Annotated in this window: 20 protein-coding genes and 1 tRNA gene; 11 read left to right on the top strand and 10 right to left on the bottom strand. The window is 71.8% G+C overall.

What is annotated here, in order from left to right; all coding sequences use genetic code 11:
- Nucleotides 1–16: 16 nt before the first annotated feature.
- From VFO26_RS08725 to VFO26_RS08705, 5 genes are all read right to left on the bottom strand, one after another.
- Complete coding sequence (locus VFO26_RS08725) at nucleotides 17–952, bottom strand: ornithine cyclodeaminase family protein (RefSeq protein WP_325114558.1); 936 nt, start codon at nucleotides 950–952, stop codon at nucleotides 17–19.
- Entirely contained in the window at nucleotides 952–1569 is a 618-nt protein-coding gene (locus VFO26_RS08720; protein ID WP_325114557.1) for a pyridoxamine 5'-phosphate oxidase family protein, read from the bottom strand. Before VFO26_RS08720 ends, VFO26_RS08725 begins: the two co-directional genes overlap by 1 nt.
- 168 nt (nucleotides 1570–1737) lie before the next feature.
- Nucleotides 1738–3129 carry an NAD(P)(+) transhydrogenase (Re/Si-specific) subunit beta gene (locus VFO26_RS08715; RefSeq protein WP_325114556.1) on the bottom strand — a complete coding sequence of 464 codons (1392 nt, stop codon included), beginning with the start codon at nucleotides 3127–3129 and terminating at the stop codon, nucleotides 1738–1740.
- Nucleotides 3130–3292: 163 nt separating this feature from the next.
- Nucleotides 3293–3598: an NAD(P) transhydrogenase subunit alpha gene (locus VFO26_RS08710; RefSeq protein WP_325114555.1), complete on the bottom strand. Its 306-nt coding sequence runs from the start codon at nucleotides 3596–3598 to the stop codon at nucleotides 3293–3295.
- Nucleotides 3595–4719 carry a Re/Si-specific NAD(P)(+) transhydrogenase subunit alpha gene (locus VFO26_RS08705; protein WP_325114554.1) on the bottom strand — a complete coding sequence of 375 codons (1125 nt, stop codon included), beginning with the start codon at nucleotides 4717–4719 and terminating at the stop codon, nucleotides 3595–3597. The genes VFO26_RS08710 and VFO26_RS08705 overlap by 4 nt, the downstream gene beginning before the upstream one ends.
- 54 nt (nucleotides 4720–4773) lie before the next feature.
- Between VFO26_RS08705 and VFO26_RS08700 the strand changes: the two genes are divergently transcribed.
- Nucleotides 4774–5355, top strand: a complete 582-nt coding sequence (locus VFO26_RS08700; RefSeq protein ID WP_325114553.1) for an HD-GYP domain-containing protein — start codon at nucleotides 4774–4776, stop codon at nucleotides 5353–5355.
- A gap of 8 nt (nucleotides 5356–5363) precedes the next feature.
- Here VFO26_RS08700 and VFO26_RS08695 read toward each other — a convergent pair whose 3' ends face one another.
- A complete protein-coding gene (locus VFO26_RS08695) occupies nucleotides 5364–6443 on the bottom strand; it encodes an isocitrate/isopropylmalate family dehydrogenase (protein ID WP_325114552.1) in 1080 nt (359 codons plus the stop codon).
- Nucleotides 6444–6950: 507 nt separating this feature from the next.
- Between VFO26_RS08695 and VFO26_RS08690 the strand changes: the two genes are divergently transcribed.
- Genes VFO26_RS08690 through nth form a run of 4 tightly spaced genes read left to right on the top strand, consistent with a single transcriptional unit; the run spans nucleotide 6951 to nucleotide 14676 of the window.
- Nucleotides 6951–9836 (top strand): PD-(D/E)XK nuclease family protein, encoded by a 2886-nt coding sequence (locus tag VFO26_RS08690; protein ID WP_325114551.1) that lies wholly within the window; start codon nucleotides 6951–6953, stop codon nucleotides 9834–9836.
- The gene (locus VFO26_RS08685) at nucleotides 9833–13219 is read left to right on the top strand and encodes a UvrD-helicase domain-containing protein (RefSeq protein WP_325114550.1); all 3387 of its coding nucleotides are present in this window, start codon (nucleotides 9833–9835) and stop codon (nucleotides 13217–13219) included. The genes VFO26_RS08690 and VFO26_RS08685 overlap by 4 nt, the downstream gene beginning before the upstream one ends.
- Nucleotides 13220–13229: 10 nt before the next feature.
- Nucleotides 13230–13961 carry a metallophosphoesterase family protein gene (locus tag VFO26_RS08680; protein WP_325114549.1) on the top strand — a complete coding sequence of 244 codons (732 nt, stop codon included), beginning with the start codon at nucleotides 13230–13232 and terminating at the stop codon, nucleotides 13959–13961.
- A complete protein-coding gene (gene nth / locus VFO26_RS08675) occupies nucleotides 13951–14676 on the top strand; it encodes an endonuclease III (protein WP_325114548.1) in 726 nt (241 codons plus the stop codon). Before VFO26_RS08680 ends, nth begins: the two co-directional genes overlap by 11 nt.
- Nucleotides 14677–14688: 12 nt before the next feature.
- Here the strand turns inward: nth and VFO26_RS08670 are convergent, their stop codons facing one another.
- The 3 genes from VFO26_RS08670 to VFO26_RS08660 all read right to left on the bottom strand — a co-directional run bounded on the left by VFO26_RS08670 (nucleotide 14689) and on the right by VFO26_RS08660 (nucleotide 18383).
- A complete protein-coding gene (locus tag VFO26_RS08670) occupies nucleotides 14689–16074 on the bottom strand; it encodes an ArnT family glycosyltransferase (protein ID WP_325114547.1) in 1386 nt (461 codons plus the stop codon).
- A 43-nt stretch (nucleotides 16075–16117) separates the two neighbouring features.
- The gene (gene trxB, locus VFO26_RS08665) at nucleotides 16118–17083 is read right to left on the bottom strand and encodes a thioredoxin-disulfide reductase (protein WP_325114546.1); all 966 of its coding nucleotides are present in this window, start codon (nucleotides 17081–17083) and stop codon (nucleotides 16118–16120) included.
- An 88-nt stretch (nucleotides 17084–17171) separates the two neighbouring features.
- Entirely contained in the window at nucleotides 17172–18383 is a 1212-nt protein-coding gene (locus VFO26_RS08660; RefSeq protein WP_325114545.1) for a DNA recombination protein RmuC, read from the bottom strand.
- A 67-nt stretch (nucleotides 18384–18450) separates the two neighbouring features.
- Between VFO26_RS08660 and VFO26_RS08655 the strand changes: the two genes are divergently transcribed.
- The 4 genes from VFO26_RS08655 (at nucleotide 18451) to VFO26_RS08640 (ending at nucleotide 21352) form a co-directional block, all read left to right on the top strand.
- On the top strand, nucleotides 18451–19107 hold the full coding sequence (locus VFO26_RS08655) for a DUF3105 domain-containing protein (protein WP_325114544.1): 657 nt from the start codon (nucleotides 18451–18453) through the stop codon (nucleotides 19105–19107).
- 129 nt (nucleotides 19108–19236) lie between these two features.
- Nucleotides 19237–19323 (top strand) — tRNA-Leu (locus VFO26_RS08650).
- A 294-nt stretch (nucleotides 19324–19617) separates the two neighbouring features.
- Nucleotides 19618–20901: a Glu/Leu/Phe/Val dehydrogenase gene (locus VFO26_RS08645; RefSeq protein ID WP_325114543.1), complete on the top strand. Its 1284-nt coding sequence runs from the start codon at nucleotides 19618–19620 to the stop codon at nucleotides 20899–20901.
- A gap of 25 nt (nucleotides 20902–20926) precedes the next feature.
- Nucleotides 20927–21352: a CBS domain-containing protein gene (locus VFO26_RS08640; RefSeq protein WP_325114542.1), complete on the top strand. Its 426-nt coding sequence runs from the start codon at nucleotides 20927–20929 to the stop codon at nucleotides 21350–21352.
- Between the two features lie 33 nt (nucleotides 21353–21385).
- Here the strand turns inward: VFO26_RS08640 and VFO26_RS08635 are convergent, their stop codons facing one another.
- Nucleotides 21386–21808 (bottom strand): Rrf2 family transcriptional regulator, encoded by a 423-nt coding sequence (locus VFO26_RS08635; protein ID WP_325114541.1) that lies wholly within the window; start codon nucleotides 21806–21808, stop codon nucleotides 21386–21388.
- Between the two features lie 70 nt (nucleotides 21809–21878).
- Here VFO26_RS08635 and VFO26_RS08630 point away from each other — a divergent pair, with 70 nt between their 5' ends.
- The gene (locus VFO26_RS08630; protein ID WP_325114540.1) at nucleotides 21879–22328 is read left to right on the top strand and encodes a hypothetical protein; all 450 of its coding nucleotides are present in this window, start codon (nucleotides 21879–21881) and stop codon (nucleotides 22326–22328) included.
- Nucleotides 22325–23026, top strand: a complete 702-nt coding sequence (gene ric / locus VFO26_RS08625) for an iron-sulfur cluster repair di-iron protein (protein WP_325114539.1) — start codon at nucleotides 22325–22327, stop codon at nucleotides 23024–23026. Before VFO26_RS08630 ends, ric begins: the two co-directional genes overlap by 4 nt.
- Nucleotides 23027–23032: the final 6 nt, after the last annotated feature.

Below are 23032 nucleotides of genomic sequence, written 5' to 3'. Positions count from 1 at the left end.
CGGGGCGGCCGGGCGCTCAGAGCTCGACGCGCGGCAGGTCGAGCTCGACCGACCTGAACAGCGCCGCCCGCGCGATCGCAAGGTCCTGGATCGCAAGGCCCGTCGAGTCGAAGAGCGTGACGTCCTCGTCGTTGCGGCGGCCCTGCGCCTCACCCGCGAGCACGCCCCCGAGCTGCGTGACGTCGCTTCGCTCCACGATCCCGGCGGCGACGGCTGCGGCCAGCTCGCCTCCGTGGCTCGCTTGCTCCCAGTCGTCGCAGAAGAGGTGCGCGCGCCCGAGCTCCGCTGTCGCGATCTCCGCCTTGCCGGGGCCGTCCGCACCCATCAGCGAGATGTGCTGCCCGGGCCGCAGCGATCCCTCCGGAAAGAGGACGGTGCTTCCGGGGGTCACCGTGATCACCACGTCGCACCCGAGCGCGTGCCGGAGAGACTCGGCCTCCTCGGCACCCAGCTGTGCCGCGGCGATGCGGCGCTGCGCGTCCACGTCCCACACGACCGGCGTGCGCCCGTGAGCCACGAGCATGCGCACCGTCTCCGCGCCGTTGACCCCACAGCCGACGACTGCGACCGACGACGAGCCCTCCCGTTCGAGCGTGTCGGCGGCGAGAACCCCGGCCGCGGCCGTGCGGAGCGCCGTCACCGAGGCGGCGTCGAGGATCGCCTCGAGCTGCCCCGTCTCGGCGTTCGACAGGACGACGAGGCCGGTCACGGTCGGTAGCCCCAGGGCCGGGTTCCCGGGGAAGGACGTCACCCACTTCAGCAGGGCATGCCCACCGCCGAGCGCGGGCATCGCGCGGAAGTCGCCTGCGGGGTAGTTCGTCACGTACACCTTCGGCTGCATCACCCACTCACCCCGGTGATGGGCGACGAAGGCGTTGCGGACGGCGGTGTACGCGTCCTGCGGCGAGACGGCGGCGAGCACCGCCTCGCGCGAGAGCACGGGAACCGACACTAGTAGAACCCCTCCCGCCTGGAGTAGCGCTCGGCCCGCTCGGCGTCGTAGGCATCCGCATCGAAGGACGGGTCGCGGCTCCGGTGGATCTCGCCCGACGAGGGGAGCTCGCTGCGGTCGACGTAGCGCGTCGGGTCCCACAGCTGCGCGCGCAGGAACGCCTTCGAGCAGTGGGTGAACACCTCCTCGATCTCGACAAGGAGCCCGAGCCTCGGGACCCTGCCCTCGACCGCGCACTGCGCGAGGAGCTCCTCGTCCGCGACGATCTCCGCGCGGCCGTTCACCCGGAGCGTGTCGCCGACCCCCGGGACGACGAAGAGCAGGCCCACGTGGGGGTTCTGCAGGATGTTGCGGAGCGAGTCCGCGAGCCGGTTGCCGGGGCGCTCGGGAAGCAGCAGCGTGCGCTCGTCGAGCACGCGCACGAACCCGGCCGGATCTCCACGTGGGCTCACGTCGCACGTCCCGCCGGGCGAGGAGGTCGCGAGCAGGACGAAGGGGGCGCGATCGACGAATTGGCGCGTGAGGTCGTCGAGGCGGTCGGCGATCTTCGCCCGCACGATGTCCGTGGGCTCCCCCAGGAGGTCACGGAGCTCGGATTCTTCCCTGATCGTCCTCATCGGTGGTTCCGGCGACGCTCGTTCATGTCATCGCGGACGCCGGTCGCGAGCGCCATCACCTGAAATGGGGCACTGCCAGAGGCTCGATGTGGGTTCAGGGTGCGTGGCGGGCGCGTTGCGCCGGGCGCAGGCCCCCAACCGCGCGTGCCCACGAGCCACATCGAGCCTCTAGGTCGCCTTGACCGCGGCAATGAGCTTCACGATCGAGTCCTTCGCGTTGCCGAACAGCATGGTCGTCGTGGGGTCGAGGAACAGCTCGTTGTCGATGCCGGCAAATCCCGGAGCCATCGAGCGCTTCATCACGATCACGCTCGCGGACTTGTCGACGTCCAGGATCGGCATTCCGTAGATCGGGCTCGCCGGGTCGCTCCGGGCGGCGGGATTGACGACGTCGTTCGCTCCGATCACGAGCGCGACGTCGGTCTGCGGGAACTCCGGGTTGATCTCGTCCATCTCCTTGAGCTGGTCGTAGGGGACGTTCGCCTCGGCGAGCAGGACGTTCATGTGGCCGGGCATCCGTCCTGCGACGGGGTGAATCGCGTAGGCCACGTCGATGCCCTTCTCTTCGAGGAGCTCGGCCAGCTGGCGCACGTCGTGCTGGGCCTGTGCCACGGCCAGGCCGTAGCCCGGGACGATGATCACCTTGCGGGCGAACGAGAGCTGCACGGCGACGTCCTCCGGAGTGGTCGCCCGCACGGTGCGGCCGTCGTCGACCCGCGCCGCACCGGCTCCCGCCTGCACCTGGCCGAACGCGCCGAAGACCACGTTCGCGACGGAGCGGTTCATCGCCTTCGCCATCAGCAGCGTGAGCAGCGTGCCCGCGGCGCCGACGAGTGCGCCGGCGACGATCAACACGGTCGAGTCGAGGACGAAGCCGGTTGCCGAGGCGGCGAGCCCCGTGAAGGCGTTCAGGAGCGAGATCACGACCGGCATGTCGGCGCCGCCGATCGGGAGCACGAACATCACACCGAAGAGCAGCGCCAGGGCGATCAGCGCGATCAGGGCCCATTCCGTGTCGACCCCTGCGACCAGGGCGACGCCGAGGGCCGCGGCGCCGAGCAGGATCGCCGAGTTGAAGAGGTTCTGGCCGGAGAACACGATCGGCCGGCCGGACATGAGCTCCTGCAACTTCGCGAAGGCGACGAGCGAGCCGGAGAACGAGATCGAGCCGATCAGCGCCGAGAGCACGATCGAGACGATCTCGTCGCCTGCAAGGGAGCCCTCCACCGCGACGTGGAACTCCGAGAGCGCGATCAGCGCCGCCGCTCCGCCGCCGACCCCGTTGAACAGGGCGACCATCTGCGGCATCGCGGTCATCTTCACGGTGCGGGCGCCGACGACGCCCACGATCGCGCCGATGACGCCGCCCGCCGCGATCAGGCCCCAGTTGGAGATGCCGTCGAGCGCGAGCGTGGTCGCGATCGCGATCACCATCCCCAGGCCGCCGACCCAGTTGCCCCTGCGCGCGTGCTTCGGCGAGGAGAGGAACCGCAGCGAGACGACGAAGCAGACGATCGCGACGAGGTAGAGGAGGCCGACGACGTCGGGGTCGGAGATCACGCGTGCCCCTTCAGATGATGCTGCCTCGTTCCTCGCGTGCGAGAGGCAAGCCAGGCTAGGACGCAGGGAGCCTCGATACCCCACGGTATCGGGGCGACCGAGGACGACGCATGGCGCCGCCTATCGCACGCGGGGGACCTGGAGGGCACCACCTGAAGGGGCACTAACGCTCCCGCCGCTCGTCGGGCCGGCGCTTGAACATCTCGAGCATGCGGTCGGTCACGAACCAGCCGCCCACGACGTTGGCGGTCGCGAGCACCATCGCCACGAATCCGACCGCTTTGGTGAAGCCGTCGTCGGCGTGCCCGAGCACCACGATCGCCCCCACGATCACGATCCCGTGGATGAAGTTCGATCCCGACATCAGCGGTGTGTGCAGCATGGTCGGCACCTTCGAGATCACTTCGAACCCGAGGAAGATCGCGAGCACGAGGATCGTCAGCTCGACGACGAGCCCGAGGTCTGTCATGCGTCCTCCTCGCCGGTTCCGGTCGCCGTCGGGCCGTCCGGGGGCCGGGCCACGCAGGCGCCGGCCGTGATCTCGTCCTCGAAGTCCAGGTCGAGCACCCCGCCCGGGGCAAGGTGCTCGAGCAGCGCGGTCACGTTGCGGGCGTAGAGGCGGCTGGCGTCGGCAGGCATCAGGGACGCGACGTTCGTGAGGCCGACGATCGTCACGCCCATGTGTGTGATCTCGCGCCCGGGCTCCGTGAGCTCGCAGTTCCCGCCGCTCTCCGAGGCGAGGTCGACGATCACGGAGCCCGGCTTCATCGACTCGACCGCGTGCCCGGGGATCAGCCTGGGCGCCGGCCGACCCGGCACGGCGGCCGTCGTGATCACGACGTCGAAGTCTGGGAGCCGTTCCTCCAGCGCCTGCTGCTGCCGGGCTTGCTGCTCGGGGGTCAGCTCCCTCGCGTAGCCTCCCTCCGACTCCTCGCCGCGCACGCCGAGGTCGAGGAACGTCGCGCCGAGGGAGGAGACCTGCTCCGCGGCCGCGGGACGCACGTCGAACGCGGACACGACTGCGCCGAGGCGCCGCGCGGTGGCGATCGCCTGCAGGCCGGCGACGCCCGCCCCGATCACGAGCGTGCGCGCGGGCGCGACCGTGCCGGCAGCCGTCATCAACATCGGGAAGAGCTTCGGGCTGCGGTCGGCGGCGAGGATCACGCCCTTGTAGCCCGCGATCGTCGCCTGGGACGAGAGGGCGTCCATCGACTGGGCGCGCGTGATCCGCGGAATCGACTCCATTGCGAATGCGACGACACCCCTCGCCTGGAGGCGCGCGATGCCCTCCGCATCCGTGAGCGGCTCGAGGAACCCCACCAGGACGACCCCGGGTCGCAGCGCAGCGACCTCCTCTGCGGTCGGCGTCGCGACGCGCACGACCGCCTCGGCCGCGTCGGTCAGCTGCGCGTGATCCGCGAGCTGGGCCCCTCCCTCCGCGTAGCGCTCGTCGGGGAAGCCTGCGAGCACCCCGGCCCCTCGCTCCACCACGACATCGAACCCCGACGACTGAAGCTTTCCGGCCGCCTCGGGGGTGAGGGCAACCCGGTTCTCGCCGGGCGCCGACTCCCGGGGCACGCACACTCGCATGTGCACGGAATCTACGGGAAGGGTTCCGGCTCCGCGGCGGGAACCAGACAGCCCGTGGCTCGACTCGCCCCCTACGCGACCGTGATGGAGGTCTGCGATCCCGCCCTCGGGGCCCACGCCGCGCGCGTCGCCGCCAATGCGGAGGTCGTGGCCATCCGGATGGGCTGGGAGGGCGAGAGGCTCGACGCGCTCCGGCTCGGCGCCGCTCTCCACGACGTCGGCAAGGTGAACCTCCGGCCGGAGGTGTTGCGGAAGCCGGGGCGGCTCGACGAGGACGAGCTCGCCGAGATCCGGGCGCACCCCGTGGAAGGGATGTGGCTGATCGCAGGCGTGCCGACACTCGCGCCTGCGCTTCCGTACGTGCTCTTCCACCACGAGCGCTGGGACGGGCTCGGCTACCCCACCCGCCGCTCCGGCGCGGCGATCCCGCTCGAGGGGCGGATCCTCGCCGTCGCCGACGCGTTCGACGCGATGACGGCCGGCCGGCCCTACCGTCCGTCACTCGCACCAGCAGAAGCCGCGGGCGAGATCGAGCGCTGCTCCGGGACCCAGTTCGACCCGGACGTCGCCGACGCGTTCCTCGCGGCCCTGGACGCGGGCGAGATCGTCTGGAGCTCGGCCGCAGCGGCCGCCTGAGAACCGCGCTACAGGGTCGCCCAGACCTCTAGCTTGCTCCGCGTGCGGCGAATCACCTCGTCGGTGAACGCCGTCGTCCCGTGGTGCCCGCTCAGGTCGGCGGTGCGGACACCCTCCGCCACCGCCTCGAGGGTCGCCTCCCGGATCGCCCGTCCAGCCTGCTGGCACTCCTCGTCGTCCGTGTGCGCGAGAAGCGCGGCGGCGGCGAGGATCATCGCCATCGGGTTCGCGACGTCCTTGCCCTCGAGCGCCGGCGCGGTGCCGTGGGCGGCCTCGGCCATCAGGGCCGAAGGGCGGTCGACCACCTCGTCGGCGAAGGCGACGAGGAGCGACTCCGACCCCGCGATCGACCCGAACAGCGGCAGGACGAGGTCGGAGAGAATGTCGCCGTCGCGGTTGAGCGCTGGAATCACCATCGGCGCGCCGCTCGACGAGATCAGGAGCGCGAACGTCGCGTCGATCAGCTGCGGCTCGTACGGGACCTCCGGGTGACGCTCTGCGGCGGCGTCCATCTCCTCCTTCAACATTCCCTCGTAGATCGGGCTGACCGTGTACTTCGGTCCCCCGAACACCTTCGCTCCCGTGCGCTCGGCCTGGCAAAATGCAAATTCCGCGACCGCACGGCAGACGCGGCGCTCGATCCTCTCCGTGCGCAGAGCGACCTCGTCGTCGCCGGAGCCTTCCCGCCATTCCTTCGCACCGTACGCGTCGCCGACGGCCATCCGCACGACCGAGATCGGCGAGTGGACACCCCCGACCGGGAGCACCCCCGGAATCCGCCGTCCGGTGCGCACGATCACCTTCCCGCCTATGTCCTCCCGCAGGATGCGATTCGGCGAGCCGACGTCGTCACGGCCTTCCGGGGTGATCGTCGCCGCCTTGAGCCCGAGACCGTGGGCGGCAATCGCGCGGGCGGCCTCGTGCACGATGGCATTCGAGGTCTCCCGCCGCTTCGCCAGCGAGAGATCGAAGCGAGGCAGCTCGAGCTCCAGCCCGACGACCTCGGGTTGGAGAACGCGGATCGCGGCCTCGAGCAGTTCCTGGCCCGTCTGGTCGCCTTCGAGGACGACGATCGTTCGCGCATCCATCGAGGCGGGAGTGTAGACGGTCGGCCTGCGAGTCCGGGCTGGAAGATGTCGGAAATCCGCGCGTATAATGGCCGCCGAGTTCTCATCGTCTATCTCGCGGAAACCGCGTCCGCGTTTTTCGCAATTGGAGGGAATCGTGGCACGAAAGACAGTGCTCGTTTGCGACAAGTGCGGCGCCGAAGTCGAGGAAGGAAAAGGCGCGGTCATGCGAGTCACGTTCACCGACGCGCGGCGCGGCGCGAAGGCCGCAGATCTCTGCGATTCGTGCGCCGGAGGCATGCCCGGATCGGCCGTGGCGCGACGGGGACGCAAGCCCAAGTCGCTCGCCTGAGGAGCGCCTGGATCGGTCGAGAAGGCGCTTCGGCAGCGGTACCTGCGAGGGGCTCCGGCGACGGCCGGGGCCCCTGGTCTCTCCCGGTTCGTTTCTCTCCGCTCCGAGCGGGTTTCGCGTGCCCGGCGCCGCCGGCGTAAGCGGGAACACGAGAACCGCCCGACTACCATGCGCCGGTGGGACTCTCCCTCGTCGTCGGTCCGGCTCACGCCGGGAAGGTCGAGCTGCTGCTCGACAGGTTCGTCGAGGCGATCGAGCGCGATCCCTGGTTGATCGTCCCGAACCGCACCGACGTCGAGCCGCTCGAGCGCGAGCTGATCGCGCGCTGCGGGGGGCTGCTGGCGGGGACCGTCGGCACGTTCGACACCCTGTTCGAGTCGCTCGCCCACGGCGGCGGGGAGGGAAAGAGGCTCCTCGGCGATGCCGAGCGCACGGTCCTGCTCCGCGAGCTGGCCGACGCCGCCCGCGGGGAAGGAGCACGCTTCCCGGGCTTCGCCGAAGCGGCCGGCCGCGCCCTCGCCGAGCTCGACGGTGCCCTGCTCGAGCCCGACGACCTTGCGGAGCCGCTCGCCTCCCTCGCGCGGGGGTATCGCGGCCGGCTCGCAGGGCTCGACGCGTGGGATCGCGGGTCGATCCGGCGCCGCGCGATCGAGCGCCTCACCGGCGAGCTCGGTGCGTGGGGTGCGAGCCCGGTCTTCGCCCACGGCTTCGAGGACCTGACCGGCGCGGAGTGGCGGCTGCTCGAGGCGCTCTCCGCGCGGGCCGACGTCCACGTGTCTCTTCCGTACGAGCCCGGGCGCGCGGTCTACGCGTCGCTTCGAAGGACGGTCGGCGACCTTTCCGCGCTCGCGGGTGACGCGGTCGTGGAGCTACCGCCTCGCTCCGGGGAGTTCCTTCCTGCGGGGCTCGCTCACGTGGAGCGCGCACTGTTCGGCGAAGCCCCGGTTCGCGCTCCGCTCGACGGCTCGATCCGGTTCCTGGAGGGGGCGGGTGCGCGCGGCACGTTCGAGCTGGTCGCGGAGGAGGCGCTCGACCTCATCCGCGGTGGCACGCCGCCTGCGGAGATCGCGGTCGTCTGCCCTTCTGTCGACGCGGTCCGGCTCGCGCTGGGTGCTGCGTTCGCGGCCCTCGGCGTGCCCGTGGCCTTCGAAGGCCGGGGGCACCTTCGAACGACGCCGTTCGGGCATGCGCTTCTCTCCCTGCTCCGCTTCGCCTGGCTGGACGGCGAGCGGCAAGAGCTCTACGCGCACCTCCGCTCGCCGTACTCCGGGCTCCAGCGAAAGGACGTCGACTGGATCGAGGGCCGCCTGCGGGGCAGAGGAATCCGCCGCGGCGACCGGGCGATGGAGGTAACCGTCCAGCTCCGCGACGGAAGGTCGCTCCCGCCGCTCGATCTCGCCCTCGCCGAAGGCCCCCCGACGGCCGCGGTTCGCAGGCTTGCGGCCGCGATGCTGCGGAACGCCCACGGCACGACGGCGCCGCCGCTCGGGCCCCGCGCCCGGTCGGATCTGCAGGGGCACGACGCTGTGGCGAGGGTGCTGGACGAACTCGACGCCCTGTCGGCCGGGGACTTCGAGATCTCGCGGGGCGACGTGCTCGCGACGCTCGAGCGCGCCGGCGTACGCGGGGAGCCGGCGGGCGCGCCCGGCCGGGTCGCGGTCCTCGACCTGATGCGAGCCCGGACGCGGCGATTCGACACCGTCTTCGTGCTGGGGCTCGAGCAGGGCTCGCTACCGCGCCGGCCGCGCGTGGAGCCGTTCCTCGACGAGGAGTCGCGGCGGGCGCTCGACGAGCAACGGGGCGCCCGGCTCGTGCGGCCGGAGACGGCGAGTCGCGACCGCTACCTGTTCGCCACCGCGTGCTCGCGGCCGCGCCGCAGGCTCGTGCTCGTCCGCCAGGCGGTCGGCGACGAGGGGTCGCCGCGAGAGCCGAGCCCGTTCTGGGAGGCCGTGCGCGAGCTGTTCGACGAGGACGATGTCCGCCGCCAGACGACGCGCCGTTCGCTGTCGGCGCTGACGTCGGAGCTCGAGGCCGCTCCGACCGAGCGCGAGCGGCTGCGTGCGCTCGCGCGCATCGCTGCCGATACCCCGGCGGAGGCGGCCGCGCTCGCCCGCGAGAACGGCTGGGACCGGAGGTTGTCCCGGGCGTCCCGCGCGTTCGATCGGCCGACGCGCGTGACGCACGAGCGTGCTCTCCGGCTGATGGGAGGCAGGGACGCGTATTCCGTGTCGGAGCTCGAGCGCATGGCCTCCTGCTCGTCGGCCTGGTTCGTGGAGCGCTACCTCCGCCCGGCCACCATCGACAAGCAGATCGACCGGATGCTGCGCGGCTCGATCCTCCACGCGGCGCTGCAGCGGTTCTACCAGCAGCTTCCGAGCGCGCTCCCCGGCGCCGACAGGGTGACCGAGGCGAATGTCGAGCAGGCCGTCACCCTCATGCGTGAGTGCGTCGCCGACGCCGTCGAGACAGGCCTCCGCATCGACGCCGGAGACCTCGACCGGCGCGAGCTCGAGCAGGGGCTCCAACGCGACCTCGAGCAGCTCGTGCGCGACGAGGCGGCCTCGAAGTCACCCTTCGTGCCTCGCCACCTCGAGGTCTCCTTCCGCTCCTTCGCGCTCGAGCCCGGAGTGGTCGTGAGCGGCAAGATCGACCGGGTCGACGGCGACCCGATGGGAGCGCGCGGGATCGTGATCGACTACAAGTCGGGGGCTGCGGCGTCGGCCTCCGACATCCGCGACCGCGACCTGCTCCAGCTGCCGCTCTACATGCTCGTGCTGCGCCAGCAGCTCGGGCTGGAGCCGGTGGGCGGCGTCTACGTGCCCGTCGGCGGTGGTCGCCGGCCTCGCGGGATGCTGCGGGCCGGGGGCGACGGGGTGCCAGGCTTCAGCGCACGCGACTACCTCGAGGCCGACGAGTTCGACGAGGCGGTCGACAGCGCGCGTGGGACGGCTGTCGGGCTCGTCGAGCGCATCCGCGGGGGCGACGTCCGCCACGACCCGCAGGGGGGCGAATGCCCGCACTGGTGCGATCTCTGGCGGATGTGCCGGAAGGACCGTCCGTGAAGGCGGTGCCGAACGACCAGCAGCGCGCGGCGGTGGACGCGCACGGGACCGTGTTCGTGGCGGCGGGTGCCGGGACCGGCAAGACGGCCGTGCTGGTCGAGCGATTCGTGCGCGCGGTGGTCGAGGACGGCCTCGACGTCGACTCGCTGCTCGTCATCACGTACACCGAGCGGGCGGCCGGAGAGCTTCGGGCGCGGATCCGTTCCGAGCTGATCGAGCGGGGACGCCCGGACCTCGCCCTCGAGCTGGACGGTGCATGGGTCTCGACGATCCACGGGTTCTGCCGCCGGGTGCTCGGCGCCTATCCGCTCGCCGCGCGGATCGATCCCGCGTTCCGGGTGCTCGACGAGCCGCAGGCGCTCGTGCTCCAGGCGGAGGCCTTCACCGCCGCGCTCGAGCGCTTCTGCTCCGCCGACGAGCCCGCCCGCTGGCAGCTCCTGGCCACCTACGGCGCGGTCGGGCTCCGCCAAATGCTCGTCGACGTCTACGCCACGCTCCGTTCCGCGGGCCGTGAGCTCGTGCTCGAGCCCGGGGCACGTGCCCAGCTCGAGCCGCGCGTCCACGCGCTGCGCGAGGCGGCGGTGTGCCTGCTCGACGACCGGCAGGCGACCGAGACTCAGCGCGGAGCGGCCTCGGCCGCCCTCGAGCTGATCGAGGCATCGGTTCTCCCGGAGCGGCTCCTCGCGCTCTCCGAGATGAAGGCGCGAGGCCCACGCGCGGCCGCCTTCACCGAGGCGCGGGACGCGGTGGTCGCGGCGTCGCTGGAGGACCTCGCTGCCCGCGACCGCGACCTTCTCCAGGAGCTCCTGACCACTTTCGGAGCCGTGTACGCCGAAGCCAAGGACCGCGAGTCCGCGCTCGACTTCGAGGATCTCCAGCTGCGCGCGCGAGACCTCCTGCGCGACGACCCGGCCGTCCGCGAGCGCGAGCGGCAGAGGTTCCGCTCGATCATGGTGGACGAGTTCCAGGACACGAACCGGCTCCAGACCGAGCTGCTCGACCTTCTCTGCTCCGGGACGTCGACCGACCTCTTCGTGGTCGGAGACGAGTTCCAGTCGATCTACGGCTTCCGGCACGCCGACGTCGCGGTCTTCCGCGAGCGGCGCGCGGCCGCCCCCACCGTGTTGCCGCTGACGCTGAACCATCGATCGCGGCCCGAGCTCCTGGCAGCCGTGAACGAGCTCTTCGCCTCCGAGTTCGGCGACGAGTTCCAGCGGCTCGAGCCCGCCGACGGCGCGGGTGCCGCGTCGTTGCGGAACGCGTTCGAGCTGCTCGTCACCGACAAGGCCTCGGCGTCCGCGGCCGGCGTGCACTGGCGTCGCTCGGAGGCGCGGCATGTCGCGCGACGGGTGCGGGAGCTGGTCGACGCCGGTGACGCGACCCCGGGTGAGGTCGTGGTCCTCTTCGCCGCCGGGACGGACGCCGAGTGGTTCGAGGACGAGCTGCGGGCCGTCGGCCTGCCGACCTACCGCGCGGCCGGTCGGAGCTACTTCGGCCAGCAGCAGGTGGTCGACCTCCTCGCGTACCTTCGGCTACTCCACAACCGCTACGACGACGAGGCGCTCCTCACGGTGCTCGCATCGCCGTTCGTCGGCGTCTCGAACGACGCGCTCGTGCTGATCCGGGCGGAGGCGCAGCGACAGCCCATCTTCCGGGGCCTCGAACGGTCGCTGCCCGACGATCTCCCGGAGGGTGATCGCCGGCTGGTGATGGCGTTCAGGCAGCGCTACGAGCGTCTGCTCGACCTCTCGTCCCACGTGCCGCTCGAGCTGCTGTGCGAGCGGATCCTCGCCGAGCACGACTACGACCTCGCGGTCCTGGCCCGGCCCGACGGCCGCCGCCGCTACGCCAACCTGCGCAAGCTCGCACGCCTCGCGCGCTCCTACGAGGAGCTGCGCGGCGCGGACCTCGAGGGCTTCGTGCGCTTCGTCGAGGGTCAGGAGGCCGTCGGCGCGAAGGAGTCCGAGGCCGTCTCGGAGGAAGAGGGCTCGGACGCGGTCCGCCTGCTCACGATCCACGGGGCCAAGGGGCTCGAGTTCAAGGTGGTGGTCGTCGCCGACGCGGGGCGCAGCCGGCCGCCGGTCTCCGACATCCTCGCGCTCTCGGACGGCCGGTTCGGGTTCAAGGTGGCCCATCCGGCGACCGGAACCCGCGTGAGCACTGCGTCCTACCAGCACGTGAAGGAGCATCGCGACCGCGCGGAGCAGGCGGAGCGTTTGCGCCTCTACTACGTCGCGATGACGCGTGCCATGGAGCGGCTGATCGTGTCGGGCTCGGTCGGCGCCCCCGGCGAGGCGGGCGAGGAGACGCCTATCGGCTGGGTGCTGAACCGGCTCGCCCTCGAGGACGAGGCACGGAACGAGTCGCCGAACGGGCCCGTGGAGGTCGAGCGGGGCGCCGCGACCGTCGTCCTGCGGGTCGACCGCGGGCAGCCCGATCCGACCCCGGTCGGCGACTCCGGTCCCGAGCAGCCGGTGGCGACGGAGACGGGTCAGCTTGCGCTGTTCGAGGGCTCGGGCGAGGCATTGCCGCCCCGCGCTCCGCGGCTACGGGAGCTGACCGTGGTGCCGGACCCGCCGCTGCACCGCGTGACGCGTCTGTCGTACAGCGCGCTCTCCCTCTTCGAGCGCTGCTCGTACCGCTACTACGCCGAGCGGGTGGCCGGCATGCGGCCGGTCGCTTGGGGGGGCGACGGCGGCGGCAACGGTGCTGCCCTGCACCCGACCGAGATCGGAGACGCGGTCCATCGTCTGCTCGAGCGGGTCGACCTCGCCGACCCGCGGCCGCCGGATGACCTCGGGGATCTCCTCCGCGCGTGGTATCCGACGATCAGCGCGGCGGAGCTCGAGCACGTCGCCCGTCACGTGCAGGCGTACTGCGGCTCGACGCTCGCGCGACGGATCGCAGCGCTCGACGGGGTCCGGGTCGAGAGGCCCTTCGCCTTCGAGCTCGACGGTGTGCTGTTGAACGGCCGGTTGGACGTGCTCTGGCGCTCGGGCGCGCAGGCACTCGTCCTCGACTACAAGACGAACGGCCTCGAGGGCCGCGTGCCCGCCGAGATCGTCGACGCCGAGTACAGGTCGCAGATGATCGTCTACGCGCTCGCATGCTTCCGTGCGGGCTGCGACGAGGTCGAGGTCGTGTACCAGTTCCTCGAGTCTCCGGAAGCCGTCGTCTCGTCGACCTACACGCGCGCCGACGTCGACGCCCTCGAGCGCGAGCTCGGAGAGGCCGTCGGTCGCATTCGTGAGGGCGACTTCCGGCCGACGCCGAGCCCGTTCGCCTGCTCCGGCTGCCCGGCGCTCGATCGCGTCTGCGCCGGCCCTGCGCTCGGCGGCGCCCACGACGGCGCAGCCGCACCGGAGCTGACCGCCGCCGGATAGCGTCCTGGCCATGCGGGTCGCCGCGCTCTACGACGTCCACGGGATCCTGCCGGCGCTCGAGGCGGTGCTGGTCGACCCGCGATGTGCGAGCGCCGACCTGATCGTCTGTGGCGGCGACCTCGTCGCCGGGCCGCTCCCCGCGGAGTGCCTCGAGCGCCTCGAGGCGGAGGGCGAGCGCGTGCGCTTCCTCAGCGGGAACGGCGACCGCGAGACCGTCTCTCCGCCGGACGAGGGGCCCCTCCGCGAGATCGGCCTCTGGGCAGCCGCCCGCCTCGGCCCCGAGCGGCTCGAGCGGGTGGCGCGGTGGCCGGCGACGGTCGAGCTCGAGCTCGACCTCGGCCGAGTGCTCTTCTGCCACGCAACACCGTCGTCCGACACCGACATCCTCACGGCGGCGACGCCCGATCAGGATGTGGCGGCCGTGCTCGCCGGGACACCTGCCGACGTCGTCGTCTGCGGTCACACACACGTGCAGTTCGACAGACGCGTCGGAGGCATCCGGCTCGTCAACGCCGGCAGCGTGGGGATGCCGTACGAGGGCTCGCCCGACGCCCGATGGGCCCTTCTCGGAGACGGTGGCGTGGCGCACGTCTCCACGCACTACGACGCGGAGGCTGCCCTCACCGCGCTCGCGGGCACGGGATTCCCCGCGCTCGACGACTGGTACGGCGGCGTCGTGCGGAGCGAGGTCGCCGCCGAGGAGGCGACGGCGATCTTCGAGGGCCGGCGCCGTGGCGCGTAGCTACGTCGGCGAGGCACGGCGCCGCGGCCTCGGATCGCGACGAGAACGGATTCGCCCGATCGTCGGGCGGCTCGCCGCCGAGCACGCAGACGCCACGATCGCGCTCAGGTTCGAGAGCGACATCGACCTCCTGGTCTCGGTGATGCTGTCCGCCCAGACCACCGACGTGAACGTCAACCGCGTCACGGAGCACCTGTTCCGAAAGTACCGGCGCCCCGAGGACTACCTCGCGGTTCCCGTCGAGGAGCTCGAGCGGGACATCTACGCGACCGGGTTCTACCGGCAGAAGGCCAGGGCGATCCGGGGGGCGATGCGCGTTCTCCTGGAGGAGTTCGACGGCGAGGTGCCTCGTCGCCTCGAGGATCTGACGCGGCTTCCGGGAGTCGCGCGCAAGACCGCGAACGTGGTCGCCGCCGAGCTGGGCCATGCGCAGGGGATCGTCGTCGACACCCACGTCCGCCGGCTCTCCCAGCGGCTGGGGCTGACGCGCAACGAGGATCCGGTGAAGATCGAGCGCGACCTGCAGCACATCGTCCCTCGCCCGGACTGGGCTCGGTTTCCGCACCTGCTGATCTGGCATGGACGGCGGGTATGCGACGCGAGACGGCCGCGCTGCGAGGAGTGCGTGCTGGTCGATCTGTGCCCCTCTGCGCGCGTGGCGGCCGGTCTCGATCCGCTTGCTCGCGGGGCGCAGGGAACGCCGGGTCGTCGTTGACGGGAGGACCCGTCAGGGACGGACCCACCGCTGCACCCCGAGCCTCGTGCCTGCGCTCTCCTCGGAGAGGAGCGCGAAACGGGGCGGAGCGACGACGTGACGCGCGGTGGCGACCGCGAGCGAGGGGTCGCCGGCGATCACGACGGTGACCGCCTCGCCGCGCCCGACCGTGCTCGGCCGGATGCCCGATGCGTAGTACTCGAACGCCGGACGCGCGCGCTGCGGCAGGACGACGACGGTGTCGCGCGCCGTCGTCTGCTCGCGCACGAGCCGTGCGGCCGCGCGCCAGTCCTGGTCCGCGTCCTCGGTCGCGGCGGTCGCGAGCGCAGCGACGGCGACGGCGGCGACGGCGGCCAGGCTGGCGAGCCTGAGCCCGCGATCGGGTATCGCGACGAGCCCGACGCCCGCGCCGAGCGCGACTCCGCCCGCCGCGACCGTGAGGGCCGTGCGGGGGAAGACGGGCAGCGCAATCCCCGCGACGAGGACGGCGAGCAGGGGGAATGCGGCAAGACCGGCGACCAGCGCGGCCTTCCAGCGGCCTTCTCCCGCGGTGGATTGCCGGTGCAGCGTGATCATGCCCCACACGGCGAGTGCCGCGACGACCGGGCTCCAGCCGAGCGCGCGCCCGGCCCCGAACGCCACGTCGGTGAGCTCCAGCGGCCCGGCGCCGTCGCCCGCATCGGCCCGGTCGAGAACGGCCGCGGTGAGGAAGAACGCGCTTTCGAGCACCGCCACGCCGATCGCGGGCACTGCGAGCCGCAGGTCGACCTCGCGCCGCGCAACGACGAGTGCCGCCACCTGGGCCGCCAGTGCGCTCGCGGCGATCGGATGGGTCAGTGGCAGCGCCACGGCGCTCAGGGCATAGACCACCCACCAGAGCGTGTTGCCCCGGTCGACGGCCCTCGCGAACAGGGCGCTGGAGACGAGCATCGCAGCCAGGGCGAGGGAGAGAGGGCCGACCGAGCGTGACAGCGAGACGACGCCGACGCTCGAGGCGAGGATCAGCGACGCCGCTGCGCCGGCGTGCCTGCCGGCAAGACGCCGTCCGAGGCGGTACGCGGCGATCGCCGCCACCACGGCGGCGACGACCGACGGAAGCCGAACCCAGATCTCGGCGTCGTTCCACGCCGAGACCGGTTGGAGCAGCGCGAGGTACCCGGCCCGTGCAGGATCGTCGGACAACGCCCGCTCGAGCACATCGGCGAAGGAGCCTTCTGCGGCGCCGACAGCCGCGGCCTCGTCGATGTCGAGCGACCGGTGGCCGAGCGCGACCAGCCCGAGCAGGAGCGCGAGGCCAGGGCCGAGGAACGGCAGCGCACGGTCGAGCACGGCGAGAGCACGTGCCTCCACGGCGATCCGCTCACCCGCGGGGGACGGGGTGTGGGCCGGAGCGCTCACCCACGCCGAGGGTAGCGGCGCAGTCGGCCGGTACCAACGGTGCCTACGAGGACGCGGCGACCGGCGTGCGCAGCGCAGCGTGCCGCTGCTCGCTGAGCCAGCGCTCGGCGTCGAGCGCGGCCGCGCACCCGGAACCGGCGGCGGTGACCGCCTGGCGATACACGTGATCCTGGACGTCGCCCGCAGCGAACACGCCCGGGATGTTCGTCTCGGTCGACTTCCCCCGGGTCAGGAGGTAGCCGGTGTCGGGCTCGTGGTCGAGCTGGTCGAGGAACAGCGCGGTGTTCGGGTCGTGGCCGATCGCGACGAACACGCCGTCGGCGTCGATCTCGCTCTCCTCGCCCGTCACGGTGTCCTTGACGCGCACACCGGTGACCTTGTCGTCGCCGAGCACCTCCTCGACCACCTTGTTCAGCACGAACTCGATCTTCTCGTTCGACCGTGCGCGGTCGACCATGATCGGCGAGGCGCGGAACTCCTCGCGCCGATGGACGACGACGACCCTGCTCGCGAACCGGGAGATGAACAGCGCCTCCTCCATCGCGGAGTCGCCGCCGCCGACGACCACTACGACCTTGTCGCGGAAGAACGCCGCGTCGCACGTCGCGCAGTAGGAGACACCGCGGCCCTGCAGCAGCCGCTCGGACTCGATCCCGAGCTGGCGCGCGGTCGCGCCGGTCGCGACGATCACCGACTCGGCACGGTACTCGTCGTCGCCGACCCAGACGCGGAAGGGCCGCTGCGAGAAGTCGACGCGCGTGACGTCGTCCGTGACGAACGTCGTGCCGAACCGCTCTGCCTGCCGTCGGAAGTCCTGCATCATCGCCGGCCCGAGGACGCCGTCGGCGTAGCCCGGGTAGTTCTCGACATCCGAGGTGATCATCAGCTGGCCACCCCAGTTGAACCCCTCGATCACGAGCGGCTCGAGGTTCGCGCGCGCTGCGTAGAGCGCGGCCGTATAGCCGGCGGGCCCGCCGCCGATCACGATCACGTTGCGGACGTCGTTCACGGTCCGACAGTGCTCCCCAGGTCGTTGATACCCCTCACTCTAGGAAACGCTGCGGAGCGCCCGCATGTTCCAGCCCCGCCCGTGGTCGTCATGCCGCGTGCGCGTCGCGCGGCAGCTCGAGGACTGCTGCTTCGTCCGGCTCTCCGGCGCCGACAGAGCGCGCCTGCCGCTCGATCTGCGCCGGCGACTCGACCTCGCCGGTGACGCCGTGCTCCTCCAGCCGGCGAGCCTGGACGAGCACGCGCGACTCGAACGAGCCGACCGCCTCGTTGTAGGCGCCGACCGCGCCGTCGAGCGAGCGCCCCACCTTCGCGAGGTGGCCTGCGAAGGTTCCGAGGCGCTTGTGGAGCTCGGCGCCGAGCTCGTGCACCGCCTGTGCGCTCCGAGCGACCGTCTCCTGCTGCCAGACGGCGGCGACGGTGCGGAGCAGCGTCATCAGCGTGCTCGGCGAGGCCAGCACGACGCCCTGCGCCCACGCATCCTCGCCCAGTCGCCGATCGTGCTCGTGCGCGACGCGGAGCAGCGTCTCGTCCGGGACGAACATGACCACGAAGTCCGGCGCAGGCGCGAACTGCCGCCAGTACGCCTTCGCCGCGAGCTTCGTCGCGTGATCGCGAACCTGCCGGGCGTGGGCGGCCAGTCGCGCGGCCCGCTCGTCCTCGTCGCTCGTCTCGAACGCCTCGAGGTACGCGGCGAGTGGCACCTTCGCGTCCACGACGACCTGCTTGCCGCCGGGGATGCGGACGACGAGGTCCGGACGAAGGAGATCCCCCTCTGCGTCCCGAGTGGATGCCTGGGCGACGAAATCGCAGTGCTCGAGCATCCCGGCGAGCTCGACGACGTTCCGGAGCTGCGTCTCGCCCCAGCGGCCGCGTACGGACGGAGAGCGGAGCGCGTTCGCGAGGTTGCCTGTTCGCTCGCTGAGCAGGGACACCTGCTGGCGCAGGGCCCCGTACGCCTGCTCTCGCGCCCGGTCGAGCTCCTGCACGCGCATTCCCACGTCATGGAGCGACTGCTTGAGAGGAGCGACGGTGCTCTCCAGCTGACCGCGCGCCGCATCGAGGTACCGGGTGCCGCTGTCGCGGAACGCCTCCGCCGACGCCGCCCGCACGGCCTCGGCGAGGCTCACGTCGAAAGACCGCTCGGCTGCCTCGAGGCGCGCGCCGGCGCCCGCGAGCTCGCGCTCCAGCTCCAGCACGCGCTCTCCACGCGCACGCCGTTCGGCGAGCGCGGAGCGCAGGAGGAACAGGACGCCACTGGCGCCGACGAGGAGGCCGATGAGGAGAGCGACGATCGTCACGAGGGCACCGGACCGTAGCGCCCGGGCCGGACGGATCCGCCAAGGCCCGTCGCTATCCTTCCGCTCCATGCCGCCGAAGCCGCGTCCGCACGGGAAGCCCAGGCCCCCTGCCAAGAAAGACGATCGCAGCCGCCTGCTTCTGCTCGGAGCCGGAGGGGCCGCCGCGATCGCCCTCGTGGCCGTGGCGCTTGCCTTCACGCTCGGAGGCGGCGGGGACTCGGGGGACGCCCGGGCCGCCCTCGAGGACGCCGGGTGCGCTCTGACGGCGACTCCCGCCCTCGAGGGCAACCACTCCGTCACGAGCCCGTCGGGCACGTCGAAGGCGTGGGACACGACTCCTCCCACGAGCGGCCCGCACTACCCGACCCCGGTCGTCTACGGCCTGTACGACGAGCCGGTCAACCAGGCGCAGCTCGTCCACAACCTCGAGCACGGGGCGATCGCGGTGCAGTACGGCGAGGACGTGCCGCAGGAAACGGTCGCGGCGCTGCGGCAGTTCGCACAGGGCCATCCCCGCGGGACGGTCCTGGCGCCGTATCCGGACCTCGGAGACCAGATCTCGCTCGGCGCGTGGGTCACGGGCGACGATCCTTCCGAAGGGACGGCGTACCTCGCGAAATGCCCGTCCTTCGACGAGGCGGCCTTCAGCGCCTTCTTCGACGCGTACCAGTTCAAGGGCCCCGAGCGCTTCCCGCCGGACGCGCTCCTGCCCGGCCGTAGCTAGATCGATGCCAGGAGATCGTCCGTGTCGGGGCGTGGGCCGGCCGCTCTGGAAGCGGCCCGGACGCGCCAGATCGCGCAGCCGAACGCGCGAGCTCGTGGCATCGATCATCTAGCCTCGGCGTGAATCCCTGCCGGGGTGGCGGAACTGGTCAGACGCGGCCGGCTTAAAACCGGCTGTCCCGTACGGGACATCTGGGTTCGACTCCCAGCCCCGGCACCTCGACGTGGGGGAACCCATGGTTCCCCCACGGACCCCCTCCTTCCCGGCAGCGCATGGCCGAACCGCGTCTGGCCTCCCGGCCGGGCGAGAGCCGGCCTCCGGCTGCGACGGGAGACGCATGGGTGGACCGCTTCGTTGGTGAGTGTTCGCACGGACGTCCCCCTTCGCCCGCGCATGCTCAATCCGCCTCTGGGGCTACGCCCGCGAAGGGAGCTGCCTGAGACCGTGTCGAAGGAAAGCATCGGTGCGGGACCGAGGCGCACGCAGCCGCGCGGATACACTCACCGCGCGATGGCGAGCACCGAGCACGTCCCGTCGTTCGCCCAGCTCGAGTTCGACACGCCGCTCTACCGCACCGCGATCGCGCAGTTCGACGAGGCGGTGCCGTACGCGGACGTCGATCCGGGCGTCGCCGAGCGGCTGCGCCACCCCGAGCGCTCGATCATGGTCTCCTGCCCGATGAGCCTCGACAGCGGCGCGAGGGTCGTCTTCCCCGGATACCGCGTACAGCACTCGAGCGTGTTGGGGCCCACGAAGGGCGGCGTCCGTTACGACCCCGAGGTCTCGCTGGGAGAGTGCGCCGCGCTGGCGGTGTGGATGACGTGGAAGTGCGCGCTGCTGCGGCTGCCGTACGGAGGCGCCAAGGGCGGCGTGCGGTGCAACCCGAGGGAGATGTCGCGCTCCGAGCTCGAGCGCCTCACGCGCCGGTTCACGTCGGAGCTCCTGCCCTTCATCGGACCCCAGGAGGACATCCCCGCGCCCGACATGGCGACGAACGAGCAGACGATGGCCTGGATGATGGACACCTACTCGATGCAGCGGGGCCACGCCGTGCCGGAGATCGTCACGGGCAAGCCGATCTCGATCGGTGGCTCCGTCTTCCGCCACGAGGCGACCGGAGCGGGTGTGGTGATGGTGATCGCCCGCGCGTGCGAGCGCCTCGGCTGGAGGCTCTCGGAGCAGCGGTGCGTCGTGCAGGGCTTCGGCAACGTCGGCGGGATCGCCGCCCAGGAGCTCGTCGACCGTGGGGCGACCGTGATCGGGGTGTCCGACGTCTCCGGGGGCGTGCACGACCCGGAAGGGCTCGACATCCCGACGATGAGCGCGTACGCGCGCGACAACGGCTCGCTCGAGGACTGGCAGGGAGCGAGGATCACGAACGATGAGCTCCTCGAGCTCGAGTGCGACATCCTCGTGCTCGCCGCGAGAGAGGATCAGATCCACGGCGACAACGCGCATCGGCTGCGCTGCCGGCTGATCGCGGAGGGCGCGAACGGCCCGACGTCGCTCGAGGGGGATGCCGTCCTGCGCGAGCGGGGGATCCTGATCCTTCCCGACATCCTCACGAACGCCGGCGGCGTCACCGTCTCGTACTTCGAGTGGGTCCAGGACCTCGGCCGGCTGTTCTGGGGGCGCGACGAGATCCGCGCGAAGCTGGCCGAGAAGCTCAACGACGCCTTCGACCGGGTGTGGGAGATCGCCCAGGAGCGGGACATCGCAATGAGGACAGCCGCGCTCGTGGCGGGGATCAGGGACGTCTCGTCGGCTCTCGAGGCCCGCGGGCTCTACCCGTAGCGGTGGTCGAGAGGGGAGATCGTTGATGTCCGAGGAGTCGAGCGCGCGTGTCCGCGACGCGATGATCACCGAGCCGCGTGCGCTGCCCGCGACGGCCACGGCCCGGGAGGCGGGCGAGGTGCTCACGCCCCCCGAGGTTCGCGCGGTCTACGTCGTCGGCCCGGCCGGCGAGCTCCTCGGAGTCGTGACTCGCAAGACCCTGGTCGCGCAGGTCGTCGCGGAGGGTCGCGATCCGGAGGCGACGAGGGTGGAGGACATCGCCGAGCCGCCCTACTACACGATCGAGGCCGACACCCCGCTCGACGAGGCCTTCAGGTTCATCGAGGAGGAGGACGCCGAGCGCGTGCCGGTGGTGGACGACGGGCGCCTGGTGGGTGTCATCTCCCGGGCGGTGCTCCAGCGCCGGCTCGCCGAGGACGAGGATCCGGGCGAGGGCGACCAGGAGCCCTGACCGCGAACGCGGCTGCCGCGACGACCGATCGGCTCAGCGAATCGGCAGCGGCGTCTCCGTGAGCACATCCTCGAGGCTGGTGGAGCGCAAGGTGTCCGTGAACCGTTCCTGCGCCTTCGCGAGCACGGCATGGAACGGGCACGCGCCCTCCCAGCTGCACACCCCCTCGTGCAGCACGCATCGCTCGACACGACCCTCGCCGTCGATCGCGAGGACGACGTCGTAGACGGAGATGTCCCGGGCGGGGCGGGCGAGGCGGTAGCCGCCCCGAGGGCCGGCCTGAGCGGCGAGCACGTCGGCGCGCGCGAGCGCCGCGAGCGGCTGCGCGAGCACGGACAGAGGCGCGCCCGTGACCGTCGAGAGCTCGCGGCGTGGGACGAGCCGGCCCTGCGCACGGGCGACTTCGAGCGTGGCACGCAGGCCGTAGTCAGCCGTTCGGGAAAACCGCAGTCGCATCAGTAGGTACTCCGCTCAACGTTTGGTGAAGAACTGTACTATCGTCGGCGGAAGTGAGCGAGGCACGCGCATGACGACCGTCCGCTCCAGGCGCGAGCTCGCGAGCCTGCCGGTCTCTGCGGCGGTCACGACACGCGGCAAGCTGCTGGCCGCGACCGACACGGTCGCGACGGCACGTGGGCTGTTCGCCAACGGTTCCGTACGCGTCCTGCCCGTCCTCGACGGGAAGGCCTACGTCGGCGCGGTGGAGCGGGATTCTCTCGCCGACGACCTCGCGCCCGAGACCGCCGTCGCCGCGATCGCGTCCCGCGCCCTGCAGACCGCGCTCGCGGGGACGCCGTCGGGGCAGGCCCTCGCGGAGCTCGACAGAACGGGCGCGACGCGACTCGTCGTCCTCGAGGACGACGGCGTCACCTACCGCGGGCTCGTCTGCCTGCGGAGTGACCGCCTGTGCGTCTGCGTCGACGCGGAGTGTCATACCGAGGAAGCCACGGAGATCGAGGAAAGGACGTACGCTTGAACACCATCAGGACCGACGCCCAGGTCGCCGAGCTCGTGCTCGAGGAGCCCAGCCGGGCCCGCGTCTTCGAGCGATTCGGCATCGACTACTGCTGCGGGGGCAAGACCCCGCTCGAGGCGGCCTGCGCCGACCGGGGCCTCGACGTCGGCGCGGTGATCGCGGCGCTGCGCGAACCCCGGGCGCCCGAGGCGGAGGACGTGGACTGGACGGTGGCCCCCGTCTCCACGCTCGTCGACCACATCGTCGAGCACCACCACGGCTACCTGCGGGAGGAGCTGCCGCGGCTCGAGTTGCTGGTCGACAAGGTCGCGCGGGCCCACGGGGACACCCACCCCGAGCTGGCCGACGTGCGAGCCACGTTCGCGGGCATCGCCGTGGAGCTCTCCGAGCACATGCTGAAGGAGGAGCACGTCCTGTTCCCTGCGTGCGTGGCCCTGGAGGAGGGCGACGCCGAGCCGGCGTCAGGCTCGGTGGAGAGCCCGATCGCGGTCATGCTGCACGAGCACGACGAGGTCGCGGATGGCCTCGCGCGGCTGAGGGCGCTCACGTCCGGCTACGAGCCGCCGGTCGACGCGTGCAACTCCTATCGGGCCATGCTCGACCGGCTCAGGACGCTCGAGCTCGACACGCACCGGCACGTGCACGAGGAGAACAACGTGCTGTTCCCCCGCGCGCTCGCGCTCGAATCGAGGAGCTAGGAGAAC

Origin of the sequence: Gaiella sp. (genome assembly GCF_035710885.1) — a bacterium.
Lineage (GTDB): Bacteria > Actinomycetota > Thermoleophilia > Gaiellales > Gaiellaceae > Gaiella.
This window is presented reverse-complemented; position numbering and strand designations above follow the sequence as displayed.